The sequence below is a fragment of the Pelosinus sp. UFO1 genome (genome assembly GCF_000725345.1).
GTDB lineage: Bacteria > Bacillota > Negativicutes > DSM-13327 > DSM-13327 > Pelosinus.
Genome location: NZ_CP008852.1, coordinates 191,197 through 203,862, shown reverse-complemented (window position 1 = coordinate 203,862; position 12,666 = coordinate 191,197). Strand labels below are relative to the sequence as shown.

11 protein-coding genes are annotated in these 12,666 nt (G+C 40.1%); 2 read left to right on the top strand and 9 right to left on the bottom strand.

Translation table 11 applies throughout. From position 1 onward, the window contains the following. Nucleotides 1–10: 10 nt before the first annotated feature. The gene (gene pepT / locus UFO1_RS00830) at nt 11–1,255 is read right to left on the bottom strand and encodes a peptidase T (RefSeq protein WP_038666671.1); all 1,245 of its coding nucleotides are present in this window, start codon (nt 1,253–1,255) and stop codon (nt 11–13) included. Between the two features lie 258 nt (nt 1,256–1,513). On the opposite strand from pepT, the gene dcuC reads away from it, so the two are divergent. Together dcuC and UFO1_RS00820 are read left to right on the top strand one after the other, a co-directional pair. Next, entirely contained in the window at nt 1,514–2,776 is a 1,263-nt protein-coding gene (gene dcuC, locus UFO1_RS00825) for a C4-dicarboxylate transporter DcuC (RefSeq protein WP_038666668.1), read from the top strand. Nucleotides 2,777–3,191: 415 nt separating this feature from the next. Further along, nucleotides 3,192–3,377: a hypothetical protein gene (locus tag UFO1_RS00820; RefSeq protein ID WP_038666665.1), complete on the top strand. Its 186-nt coding sequence runs from the start codon at nt 3,192–3,194 to the stop codon at nt 3,375–3,377. 207 nt (nt 3,378–3,584) lie between these two features. On the opposite strand, the gene UFO1_RS00815 is transcribed toward UFO1_RS00820, so the two are convergent. From UFO1_RS00815 to UFO1_RS00780, 8 genes are all read right to left on the bottom strand, one after another. After that, nucleotides 3,585–4,877 carry a cell wall metabolism sensor histidine kinase WalK gene (locus UFO1_RS00815; RefSeq protein ID WP_038666662.1) on the bottom strand — a complete coding sequence of 431 codons (1,293 nt, stop codon included), beginning with the start codon at nt 4,875–4,877 and terminating at the stop codon, nt 3,585–3,587. Next, entirely contained in the window at nt 4,867–5,553 is a 687-nt protein-coding gene (locus UFO1_RS00810; RefSeq protein ID WP_038666658.1) for a response regulator transcription factor, read from the bottom strand. Before UFO1_RS00810 ends, UFO1_RS00815 begins: the two co-directional genes overlap by 11 nt. 86 nt (nt 5,554–5,639) lie before the next feature. Further along, on the bottom strand, nt 5,640–7,193 hold the full coding sequence (locus tag UFO1_RS00805; protein WP_038666655.1) for a glycosyltransferase family 39 protein: 1,554 nt from the start codon (nt 7,191–7,193) through the stop codon (nt 5,640–5,642). 243 nt (nt 7,194–7,436) lie between these two features. Continuing rightward, complete coding sequence (locus UFO1_RS00800; protein ID WP_038666652.1) at nt 7,437–8,651, bottom strand: MFS transporter; 1,215 nt, start codon at nt 8,649–8,651, stop codon at nt 7,437–7,439. Between the two features lie 128 nt (nt 8,652–8,779). Then, nucleotides 8,780–9,121, bottom strand: coding sequence for a zinc ribbon domain-containing protein YjdM (locus tag UFO1_RS00795; protein ID WP_038666649.1), 342 nt, complete (start codon nt 9,119–9,121; stop codon nt 8,780–8,782). A 412-nt stretch (nt 9,122–9,533) separates the two neighbouring features. Further along, nucleotides 9,534–10,256: a lactate utilization protein gene (locus UFO1_RS00790; RefSeq protein ID WP_038666647.1), complete on the bottom strand. Its 723-nt coding sequence runs from the start codon at nt 10,254–10,256 to the stop codon at nt 9,534–9,536. Nucleotides 10,257–10,260: 4 nt separating this feature from the next. Then, nucleotides 10,261–11,682: a LutB/LldF family L-lactate oxidation iron-sulfur protein gene (locus tag UFO1_RS00785; protein WP_038666645.1), complete on the bottom strand. Its 1,422-nt coding sequence runs from the start codon at nt 11,680–11,682 to the stop codon at nt 10,261–10,263. Then, the gene (locus UFO1_RS00780) at nt 11,672–12,409 is read right to left on the bottom strand and encodes a (Fe-S)-binding protein (RefSeq protein WP_038666642.1); all 738 of its coding nucleotides are present in this window, start codon (nt 12,407–12,409) and stop codon (nt 11,672–11,674) included. Before UFO1_RS00780 ends, UFO1_RS00785 begins: the two co-directional genes overlap by 11 nt. Between the last annotated feature and the right edge of the window lie 257 nt (nt 12,410–12,666).

Genomic DNA, 12,666 nt, shown 5'->3' with positions numbered 1-12,666 from the left:
TAAAGATATATCAGCATTTTTTATAACCCCATCTTTTAATAAGCTCTATTATCACTTCGGTTGCTTTTATTAGAGACGGTACGGGGAGATATTCATACTTTCCGTGATAGTTATGTCCACCGGCAAATATATTAGGACAGGGCAAGCCTTTGTATGATAAGTGTGCCCCATCTGTGCCCCCACGGATAGGTACGACTATCGGTGTTACACCCACAGCTTCCATAGCGTGCTGAGCTTCCTCTACGACGAAGAAAACCTCTTCTATTTTTTCCCGCATATTATAATAAAGATCTTTCATTTCTAAGCGAATAGCATCTGATCCATACTTTGCATTAAAACAATCCGCTAAAGATTGGATAAATACTTTACGTTGCTCGAACTTTGCACGATTGTGGTCACGAATTAACATATCTAGTACTACATAGTCTACGCCACCCGTAATGCGTTTGGGGTGAAAAAAGCCCTCATGGCCCTCTGTATATTCTGGCTTTTCTCCAGCTGGTAACATCATTTGCCATTCGGCTGCCATAGTCATTGCATTAATCATTTTATTTTTGGCCCAACCTGGGTGAACAACACGACCATTGAAATGGACTATGGCGTTAGCCGCGTTAAAACTTTCATAGATTAGTTCTCCTAATCCACCACCATCAATTGTATAGGCAAAATCAGCACCAAATGCCGCTACATCAAATCTATCTACACCACGGCCAATTTCTTCGTCTGGTGTCAATGCTATACGTATCTTACCGTGGGGTATTTCTGGATGGTTAATGAGATACTCTACCGCGCTAAACGCCGCACATATGCCTGCTTTGTTATCGGCACCCAATAAAGTAGTTCCATCGGTTACCACAATATCCTGCCCCTTATAAGAAGACAACTCTGGAAAATCGTTTGGTGATAATATAATTCTGGCTTCTTCATTCAATATAATATCACCGCCATCATAATTACTAACAAGGCGAGGTTTGACATTTTTCCCTGTTAAGTCCGTTGCGGTATCCATATGCATTACAAATCCGATTACTGGGGCATCATGGCAACCGTTGGCTGGCAAGGTTGCCATTACATATCCATTCTCATCCATTGAGACTTCCTTTAGTCCAATATTTTGCAGTTCTGTAGCTACTATGCTACCAAGTACCAACTGTCCTGGAGTACTTGGGCAAGTAGCCGATCTACTGTCTGCTTGAGTGTCAATTTTGACATACCGAAAAAAGCGTTCAACTAAATGATTTGCATCTAATACCATTCTTTCCCCTCCTCGAATTAACTCTAACATAAAGACACTATATCAGCTTCGTCTGTATACATAGTAATTCCTTCCATATATTAAAAATATTAGCAGGAAATTAATTTTCATCATCAAATATATTAATAAAGTAATTTTTTTTACAATTAGATAATCGATTGCAACTGTATTAAGGGGGATTGATTACACTAGGCCATATATCTTAAATCTACATGGGCTGAGTTTATTTTTGGACTTTGTGCTTAGGAGGCTACTTTGATGATTTTTTTTGGCTTCATTATTGTCATCATTACTTTTTATTTAATTGCTAAGGGATACGAAAACAAAGTTGTATTATTTCTATCTGGATTAGCCATGTCTTCGTTGGCTCTAAATCCGGCAGCAAGCATTGATGCTTTCGGAAAGGCCTTGGTTAATAGCGTCCTAGTGACGACAATTTGTTCAGTGTTAGGATTTTCTGAAGTTATGAGGGTAACTGGTTGTGATAAACATCTTGTCCATATGCTCTCACGCGCGTTAGTTAAATACAAGTCGATACTTATTCCTGGTGCAGTAATGATAACTTTCTTTATTAATATAGCCCTACCTAGCGCTTCAGGCTGTGTAGCAGCAGTTGGGGCAATTTTAATTCCTGCACTAACTAGTGCTGGTGTCCATCCCGTAATCGCCGGTAGTGCACTATTAGCTGGTTCATGGGGTGGTGTATATAATCCGGGCGTAGTACATAATATTGTTATTGCAAAACTCAGTGGGCTAGACGTAATGGTTGTTGTAATGAAAATGGCCAAAATTCCTATTACAGGGGCAATTGTCTCAGCTATTGTCCTAACAATTGTGGCTCGGCTTCGTAAAGAAGATTGTAGTATGATTGAGACAGCCGCAACCTTACAAACAGTTGAACAGTTAAAGGTGAATTATCTAAAAGCAGCCGTACCAGTTTTGCCACTGGTATTATTGATATTAGGAAGTCCGTTGGTAGCAGTCCTCCCACCAATCTCTGTATTGCAAGCTATGGTTGTAAGTACAATCGCGTCCTTCTTTGTTACCTGGACTAAACCTGAAATAATTTCTAAAGAATTCTTTAAAGGATTAGGAACTTCATATGGTAACGTCATTGGTCTAATCGCTTGTGCTACCGTTTTTGTAGAGGGAATGAATTCAATTGGCTTAACGACCAGTTTAGTGGAAGGTATGAAACACTCACAATATATTGCTAAGCTAGCTGCATCCCTAGGACCTTTCCTCATGGCAACTTTGTCTGGTTCAAGTGATTCAATGATTTTGGCCTTTAACAATACCATTACGCCTCATGCAGAGCAGTTAGGATTTACTATCCCACAGATTGGCTTGATGGCATTCATAAGCGGCAATATCGGACGTGTTTTATCTCCAGTGGCAGCAGCCACAATCATTGTAGCCGGAATGGCTAACGTAAGCGCTCTGGAAATGACAAAACGCAACTTACCTGGTATGATATTTGCTCTTATCATCACAATGAGTATGTTTTTAATGGGAATTTAATAACAACTATATAGCTTAAACGCAAATAGAAAATTCCACAGTTATATGTATTATAATTGTGGAATTTCCTATTATGAATCGGATAAAAGATAAATCAAATTTTACTATAACTCAACATCATTTTTTTGAGGTTTAAAACACTAGCTAGTACTGATCTGAAGAGATTCGAACAGAGATTTTCTCAATCGTGAGGATTCAAGAATTCTATTCGTTTCTATCTTACCGAAAAAATTTCAATAATAAATTCAATACTTATTCATGTGTGATGCTACTTTTTTAACTATATCCTAATTTATGCCCTCTCAGTTTCAATGCTCCTTCCTTTACCATACATAGAACGATGATACTTTGGATACAGCTAAGCAGAGGAAGTAGAAAGGAATGCATTAACTAATCAATAAAGGAAGTGATAAGTATGAGTTATAGGCAAAAATTAACCTATCGAAAAATTAAATCTTTATCAAATAGATCACCCGCTGGAAAGCACCCTAGTATAGTTACTACAGACTTAGATAAAATGGATGATGTAAAGGATACTTCACCGGTAGGGGCTGTAAAAGACACCTATGGTTATATGGGCTTTACTAGTCAGGATTCTTGAACTTACCGAACAAATCTTTCAATTTTTTATTCCACTTATTTTCATTACATACATCTACTATTATAGTCTTCTTATCGTAAATGAATATCGAATATAGATTTACTGCAATTAAAAAGAACTCAACCCATTATAACGGCGGTTGAGTTCTTTTATTCTTGGGACTTTAGGTTAACTCACATCTAAAAAATGGTCACATAAGGCTGTTGATTAACTCGGTAAATTCACTATGAACGTACTTCCATGCCCTGGCGCGCTTTCCACTTTTATCGTCCCACCATGGGCATCCACTATCCATTTAGCGATGGACAAACCAATCCCCGTACCGCCTTCTTCTCTCGATCTTACTTTATCTACCCTGTAGAATCGATCGAAAATTAAGCTTTTGTGTGTATCGGAAATTCCTACACCCTGATCCCGCACAGTAATGCTAATACCTGGTTTTGCTCCTGCCACCCTTCTTAGCAACACATCTACCCGACCTCTGGTTGGAGTGTATTTTATCGCATTATCAAGCAAAATTAATAGCAATTGGTTGATTCTCTCCTTGTCGGCGAAAATCACCATTTCCTCACCACCGTCCAATCCCAGCTCCAATCCTTTTTCATCGGCTACTGGCTGAAATGAGCGAATAACCTGTTCAGTAACACTATATAAATCGAATCTTTCTTTAATAATATTGGCTGCCCCTGCATCGGCTCGTGCAAGGGTCAGTAAATCGGAAACCATTTTTGACATCCGCTTCACTTCGCTTTTCATATCATCCAACACTTGAGTAGAGAAGGAGGAAAGGTGGCTACTGTCATCCGTCTGGACAACCTCGACGGAACTCAAGAGTATGCTAAGAGGAGTACGTAATTCATGAGAAGCATCTGCGACAAATTCACGTTGCCTTACAAACGATTGCTTGATCGGAATGATTGCTCGCCCTGCTAATAAATGTCCTATGAAAGTGGCAACAAGAAGAAATAAGATGGCAATCACAATTAATACAATCAGTAATGTCTTAAGTAGTGCATAATAGGCCGTAATGTCTTCACCAACAAAAACGTTGCCGAGAAAATCTTCTCCGTCGTAGATCTTCATACTGCACATAATTATGATGACTCGTTCCCCTTCTGGGAGATAGAATTTCCTAATTGTTCCTTCGCCATCTGCTACATTCCAGTTGCTAATAATCTCCTGAACTTTGGGGCGCATTTTCACGGCTGGTTCATTGGTGTCAACGAGTTGTCCTTTATCATCAAACACATAAAAGAAAATTTTGCCACCCATGGCATCGATATTGTTTTCTTCTTTTAACTCTATTTTATTCTTTTTTTGTTTGAGCATCGTTATATGCTCTTTTGCTTCTTCTTCGGCAAAAGACCGTATATCTTGTTGTTCTTCATGATGAAGCACCCAAACAACCCCAGCATCACTTACTGCAATAAATGCTAGAAGAAAGACTGCCATAACTACCGTATAAAGCAGCGTTAAACGATTACGTATTTCAGAAAACATTATGAGCCTCCAATTTGAATCCGATACCCCTAATGTTTTGTAACTCTACATCATCATCTTCGGCAAGACTGATTTTTTTTCGGAGCAGCCGAACATAGGCATCAAGATTATTTGATGATACGTTTGCCTCTAGCCCCCATATCCGATCTAAGATGACTTCCCTAGGTACTACCTGTCCGCTATTGTGCATTAGTAAATCCAGTACTTGAAACTCCCTCGCAGTAAGTTGTATTTCAGTATCTCCACGATGCACACTACGAGTGGTACGATTTAAGACAAGACTACCTACTTGTAATATTTCTTCTTTTATTTTTAATCCACTACGTCGAGACAGGGCACGGACTCTGGCAAGTAGTTCTGTGAATTCAAAAGGTTTGACAAGATAGTCGTCCGCCCCTGTATCCAATCCTAGAACTCGATCGCTTACGGCATCTTTGGCTGTAAGCATTAATATAGCTCCATGATAGTTTTGTTTTCGCAGATGATCACATACTTCGAGTCCTGTTTGACCAGGCATCATCCAATCCATAATAATTACATCATAGGGAGAGTGAAGCGCATAATCGATAGCTATATCACCACGCAAAACCCAGTCGACCTGCGCAACCGCTTTCTCCAACATATGTTTAATTAACCTTCCAAGCTTAGCATCATCTTCGGCAAGTAATACACGCATATGAACTTCTCCTTTTGCCATAACTACCCAAGGGATTTATTTTTATATATTCTAGGCGATAGCAATTCGAATGTCAACACTATTTCCTAATTAGCTTCGTAGACAAAAAGGGCTTTATCTTCAACAATTGTTAACAACTTTATCTTGCCCTGAATTGACGGTGGCAAATTCTCGTAATATTTCTTTTGCGCAATGAAATAGGATTTACCTGCCTTGTCTTGTACTGCTTTCTGTAACTCATCTGACTTCAATTCGATACCCGGCATACCACTGTAAAACATAAAACCCGGGCGGTAAAATTTTGCGACATATACGGGAGACTGTCCGTCGTAATACTGTTTAAAATCATTAACAAGATCCTTTACCGCGAGACTAGGTGCCAGAACAGGAAGCATTTGTGTTACTAGAAATGCGGTGAAAAATATCATGCCGATCACATTGGCTACAAAGACACTACGAAAATTAATACGATAACTTAACCACCATACAGAAGCAACAAGCAGAAAAAGAATAATTGCCGTTACTTTTACTAGTGGAACTAATTGAGCCGCTAACACCCCTCCTGCCTTAAACAACCCAGCTTCGAGAACAACGACTAGGATTGCGAGAATTATACTAGACCATTTCAAAACGCTACTACGTTTTTCCCTCCAAGCTTTATCAAAATACCAACCGACCAATAATGCTAAAGGAGGATACATTGGTAAGATATAAGAAACCAGCTTCGTTTGTGACAAGCTAAAGAATAAGAATACAACCGAAGCCCAGATGACTAGAAATATGGTGTAATTCCTTTCTTGCCCCTTATTTCTCAATCCCCCAATAAACGCCTGGGTCAAAAATGCAGTCCAGGGGAAAAAGCCAACAATTAGTACGGGGATGTAATAATACCATAAAGCGCCTGACTGATGCTCAGGTTGCAAAAATCGCGTCACATTATGGAAGCCTAGAAATGTGTCCACAAAATCCATGCCGTGGTAATAATACATGATCCAGTACCAAGGTACCGCAATCGCACTAAACAATACTCCACCACTAAATAATTTCATACGTTTTAGCAACCCAATGTTACCTGTGAACAACAAGTACAGACCTACAATTGCCCCACAGAAAACAACACCAATAGGTCCTTTGGTAACAACAGCGAGTGCGGCGCAAGCATAAAATAGGTAGTTCTTTCTAATAAGAAAAGCAAGCAATGCTCCTGTAAGGAAAAACGTCAGAGTAATATCTGTAACGGCGGCCTTACTCAAGTAGAAATATTCTAAACTAGTAGCAAGGACTAATGCTGAGAGCAGTCCGGCGCGATCATTGAAAAGTTTACGACCCGCTAGATATAGCAAAACCGATCCTAATGCTGCCAACAACGCAGACGGAAACCGTGCGGCAAATTCTCCAACACCAAATACTTTGAATGCTCCCGCCACGAGCCAATAGTACATTGGCGGTTTATCATACCAAAACTCACCATAAATCCTTGGAGAGATAAAGTCTTGATTTTGTATCATTTCTAGTGCAGTTTCGGCATAAACCGGCTCATCCGGATCTAATAACGGTAAATTACCCAAGTAAAAAAAGCTAATTAACCAGGAAACACATAAGATTATTGCGATATTTATCCATAACTTTCTATCTTTCATACTATCACTTTCCCTTCATAGCACCTAAGTATAAACTAGGATTCTGAAAATAAAATGAAAGTATTAATACCTATCAGTAAAAATCTCAGTACATTCTATCAAATACAATCATTAGTGCCTAAATAAGAAAGCTCCGTCCACGACTTCTACAAAGAGTAAAGCAGCTATTGTCCAATTTGGCAAATAACTGCTTTACTCTTTATAATACAATTTAATTTGAATGGAAAAGTGAAAACTAACTTGTTAAGCAGACTGAATTAGTTTTTCCTCTCGAATTGGAAGGTTAACTAGTGCTGCAGCGGATGCCAATATAATATCTGCGTACCACATCCATAGATAGTTGCCATCATGAGCCATAGCAATTCCCCCGAGCCATGCACCCAAAAAACCTCCAATTTGGTGGGTCAGAAGTGTTAGGCCGAAAAGTGTCGCCAAATATTTCGTACCGAAAAGTTTCCCAACAAGACCAGCGGTTGGTGGTACTGTCGCCAACCAAGTGAACCCTAGAGAAGCAGCAAAAATATAGAAAGTCAAAGGCGTTTTGGGTGCAATAAGATATAATCCGATCATTACAGCGCGACTGCCGTACATCACAGCAAGTATGTATTTCATCCGATATCGTGAACCAAGGGATCCGGCAAATAAGCTGCCTGCTATATTGAACAAGCCGATGATAGCCAATGAAGCAGCAGATACACTTGCCGAATGCCCACATAAAGCAACTTCCCCAGGCAGGTGGGTTACCAAGAATGCAATATGAAAGCCACATGTAAAAAATCCTGCATGCAGACATAAGTAGCTTGGATTCTTCATAGCTTGACGAACTTGCTGCACTAACCCTCCCGTAGGCTGTTCAGAAGTAGAAGCAACACTCTTATCTGTTGGTAAGTCACCTCGCAATAGTGAAGCAATGGGTATCGTAAGAAGTGTTGTTACCGCCATGGTGAGCATGGCAGCGACCCAGCCAAATCCGCTAATAATTCCTTGTAATAAAGGTGCAAAAATAAACTGACCGAAAGAACCTCCTGCATTTATAAAACCGCCAGCAAAAGCACGTTTCTCGAGAGGCAGCTGCCGAGAAGTGGCACCAATCAATATTGAGAAACTTCCCGCCCCTGCACCTGCCGCACTTAAAATGCCCATAGTTAATATGAGCGACCATTCCGAATTTACGAAAGGTGTCAAAGCCAATCCCCCTGCAAGTATAAAAGCTCCCACTATAAGAACACCATAGGAGCCCTTTTTATCAGCAATTGCTCCGAATATAGGCTGAGCTAAGCCCCAGACAAACTGCCCCACAGCAAGCGCGAAGCTAATCGAAACAATACCTAATCCTGTAGATGCATTTATCGGTGAGACGAAAAGTCCAGTTGACTGCCTGACCCCCATAGTGATTGCTAGAATTGCCGCAGAACTTATCATTAGCGTCCAGGCTGAACGAGTTGATTTAGTTTGCATGATTGGCTCCTTTACTCGATATTATTCTATAAATTATTAGCAAATGTTTAATGCAATATTATAGTAAAAAAGTCCAATTCCTATCAAGAGAAGGGAATTGGACTTAAATCCGTAGCAGGTACGAAGCTTTATACCTTTTTAACAAATTCAGATTTTAATTTCATTGCTCCAAAACCATCAATATGGCAATCAATATTATGATCTCCATCAACCAACCGTATACTTTTTACTTTTGTACCTACCTTTAAGGCTGATGAACTTCCTTTTACTTTAAGGTCTTTGATTATGGTTACGGAATCGCCATCGTTTAAAACATTTCCATTTGCATCTTTGATAACTTGTTTATCTTCACTATTTTCGCTTTCTAATTTTAAAGTCCACTCATGAGCACACTCTGGACAAACAAGAAGATTTCCATCTTCATAAGTGTATTCAGAATTACATTTTGGACAATTTGGCAAATCATTCATAATTCATTTTTCTCCATTCGTTATTGTAATTGTAATTGTAATATACTATCATAGTTTTCTTATATTGACAAACCTTCCCTGTAAGCTTTCTCCTAGTTCTTTTTCTATCCTTTTTGAACCACAAAGACACAAAGGTCACAAAGGGGTTCTATCCATTTCATTCCCATCTTTTTTGTGTGCCGCGATAGCGGCATTGTGTCTTTGTGGTTCAATCTTTTTGACTAGAAACTTATAATTTCTGATACCATAAGAAAAGACTTGGCTTAGGCCAAGTCCTCAGACGCAGGCAGAAGCCTTAGTCGCTCTTACTTGGAATCAAGGAAGTGTTATACTTTCTGATTCCGCAAAAAAATGGCCTAATCCTCGCATTTCCTAAGGATCAGTCCATTTTTGTCGTAAAAGATGATGTAGTTTACGTTCCTTCATCTAGAATCAAAGCATAAACATACCTTGAGCCATGAACACCGATGGTTAAAACCATTTCGATATCAGTCGTACGGCTAGGGCCCGAAATAAAGGTAGTTGTGGTAGGTAGATCGGTTCCGTACCGCTCTTTAAAGGTTTTGACCACTCCGGCAAATCCATCCACTAATTGAGCGGTTGTAAAGATGGCAATAAGGGTAAGTGGTAATACAGATATCGATGCAGGCTGACCGGGAGATGCCGCTGGTAATACAAGGGTACCTGTTTCGGCCATCACCATATCACCCCAAACAATGCCGGCTTCCATGGCAGCTGCTTTGCCAATCCAGTCACTATAATTTTTTTCTAACGGCCACCGTGATAAGGAAGCCTGCGTATCTGAAAATATGTCTTCTAATTTTAATTTTTCCAGTTCAGGATGATCCCAGCGCATTACCCTTTGAAGCTGTCTCTCTTGAATAATTTGTTTAATAACTTGTCCAAGTTCCGTTTGATTTTTAATACTAAAAGCTTTCCCGCCCAATGTGGTCCACTCATGGATAAATCGTTCCCGTAGATCTCGGCGTTCTTCAACATTTGTTTGGCGCTGAGTAAATAAACCATCCATTGGGTTTTCTACGCGTGGGGCTTTCCCACCAGGTGGGGTTTTTATATTCTGGCGTATGGTGGAAAAGAACGCTTCGCGATTACCTGTTAATACTCCTTGTGCCATTTTTCTACTCCTTTCTGTCTTTGTTCATCTCCGGCCATATTTCATGGAAGAATTTATTCGGAAGAGCGGGCATATCACGATGCTTTAACCAATCAGAAATTGGCGGTGGACCAAAGGCAATTTTCTCCGCCTTGACTAGAGGGAATTGAAACCGCCTAGCCATTCGTATTGAGAAGCGATAGCGGCTCATACTTGCAAAAGTAGCACTCCAGCCTTTGTAGGCTATATCTTCGACAAGTTCTCCTTTCTTTTCAAGCTCCACCTTGTCGTTCCGCAGTGCGTAGAGCATATCATGTAAAGGAATTTTAACCGGACAGGCAAAGGTACACGCACCACAAAGTGTTGTAGCATACGCCAATTCACCATATTTATCCATCCCTTGATATAAAGGAGATAATACCGCTCCAATTGGCCCTGGATACACCCAGCCATAAGCATGTCCACCAATATTTCGATACACTGGACAAGCATTTAAACAGGATCCGCAGCGAATACAGTTAAGAATCTTTTCATATTTCGTTCCCAGCTGTTTAGAACGGCCATTGTCGACAATAACCAGATGAAATTCCTGAGGACCGTCAAGTTCTTCCGCTTTTCGCACACCCGTAGAAAGTGTATTATAAACTGTTAATTTCTGCCCAGTAGCGCTGCGCGCTAATAAGGAGAGCATGACTGTAAGTTCTTCTAATCCAGGTAAAATCCGCTCCATTCCCATGATAGTAACCAATGTCGGAGATAACGCTGAGATAATACGGGCATTGCCTTCATTCGTACAAAGTGTTATAGCACCCGAATCCGCTAAAGCGAAATTACAGCCAGTAATCCCAATATCAATCCCCAAGAACTTTTCCCGCAAATATTTCCTGGCGAATCCACATAGATCGGCAATTTCGGTAGGAATTTTTTCGTCACTAACTGCATTGAAGAGATCTGCCACCTGAAATCTATTTTTATGCATAGCCGGCGCTATGATATGGGACGGTGTTTCACCTGCCAGCTGAATAATCCATTCTCCTAAGTCAGATTCGATTACTTTGCACCCTTGCTTTTCTAGTGCCGGATTGAGGTGAATTTCTTCCGACACCATTGACTTAGATTTTAGAATGGATTTCGCATTCTTCTTCTTAGCCAGTTCGGAAATATACTGGACGGCCTCTTCACCAGTTTTAGCAAGACACACATGACCACCTTTTTTAAGTACATTATCAATTAGCTGATCTAAGTATTGATCCAGGTGCTGGATTACATGCATACGAATAGCCTCTGCTCGATTGCGAAACTCCATCCAGCGCTCTGCCCCTACCGCTTCAATTGCCGTAGCCCGCTGTCCTCTTAGACGTCCTGTACCATTTTTCACTGCCTTTAACATTGCCGTATCACTTAATGCTTTGTGGTAACGCTTGCGAAAACTCGGTTCAATATGCATTTTTACCACCTCCCTGATCCAGTACTTGTGCTAGATGCATGACTTTAATCGGAACACCCCGGCGACTTAGACGACCGCCTATATTCATTAGACAGGTCAAATCAGAGCCAGCCAATACCTCAGCACCAGTCGAAATGATGTTATCAACTTTTTCCTCGACAATCGCACCCGAAATGTCCGCCATTTTCATGGAAAAAGTTCCTCCGAACCCGCAGCAATCATAGGCAAAAGGTAGTTCAACAAAATCAATTCCTTTCACGTTTTTAAGCAGTATTTTAGGTTGTTCTTCTACACCTAGTATACGACTCATATGACAGCTAGAGTGATACGTTACTTTCTTGTTGAAAGTGGCCCCTACATCGGTTATGCCAAGGATATCAACGATGAATTCTGAAAACTCATAGGTTTTAGCGACAAATTCTTCTGCCCGTTTTTTCCACTTTGGATCATTTTCAAATAGAATTGGATAACCATGATGTATCATTGCCGCGCAGGATCCAGAGGGAATAACCACCTTCTCACTATTTTCGAAAACCTCAATCATCTTTTTTGCTACAATCGCAGTTTCTTTATAATATCCACTCGAGAAGGCAGGTTGGCCACAACAGGTTTGTCCTTCTGGAAAGTCTAACTCTACCCCGTTACGTCTCAATACCTGAACTACACTTTTGCCAACGTCTGCGTACATCATGTCGGCAATGCAAGTTACGAATAACGATGCTTTCAAATTAACCCCCCCATACTTCTTTCTATTGTCAATTGTCTTCTTAATATTATGTCAGTGAATGGGTTCTTTTTATTCTTAGATACTTGTAAATTGCTAATCATTTTTTTCATATTGCTATTATTGCAAATTACTATGGTAAACACCTATAATAAATGGCAAGTTTTGATCTATAGAATCGATCTACTATTCTTAATCCATCTTCGTAATCTTTCCTATAAACAAAGCCTCTACCAAATTTCCACAAAAATTTGGTAGAG

Bases quoted from the DNA above. Each gene is read 5' to 3' on its own strand.
- UFO1_RS00800 (WP_038666652.1), bottom strand. From the start codon at position 8,651: ATGCAAACTAAATCAACTCGTTCAGCCTGGACGCTAATGATAAGTTCT.
- UFO1_RS00815 (WP_038666662.1), bottom strand. From the start codon at position 4,877: ATGTTTTCTGAAATACGTAATCGTTTAACGCTGCTTTATACGGTAGTT.
- pepT (WP_038666671.1), bottom strand. From the start codon at position 1,255: ATGGTATTAGATGCAAATCATTTAGTTGAACGCTTTTTTCGGTATGTC.
- UFO1_RS00790 (WP_038666647.1), bottom strand. From the start codon at position 10,256: ATGGCACAAGGAGTATTAACAGGTAATCGCGAAGCGTTCTTTTCCACC.
- UFO1_RS00820 (WP_038666665.1), top strand. From the start codon at position 3,192: ATGAGTTATAGGCAAAAATTAACCTATCGAAAAATTAAATCTTTATCA.
- UFO1_RS00795 (WP_038666649.1), bottom strand. From the start codon at position 9,121: ATGAATGATTTGCCAAATTGTCCAAAATGTAATTCTGAATACACTTAT.
- UFO1_RS00785 (WP_038666645.1), bottom strand. From the start codon at position 11,682: ATGCATATTGAACCGAGTTTTCGCAAGCGTTACCACAAAGCATTAAGT.
- dcuC (WP_038666668.1), top strand. From the start codon at position 1,514: ATGATTTTTTTTGGCTTCATTATTGTCATCATTACTTTTTATTTAATT.
- UFO1_RS00805 (WP_038666655.1), bottom strand. From the start codon at position 7,193: ATGAAAGATAGAAAGTTATGGATAAATATCGCAATAATCTTATGTGTT.
- UFO1_RS00810 (WP_038666658.1), bottom strand. From the start codon at position 5,553: ATGCGTGTATTACTTGCCGAAGATGATGCTAAGCTTGGAAGGTTAATT.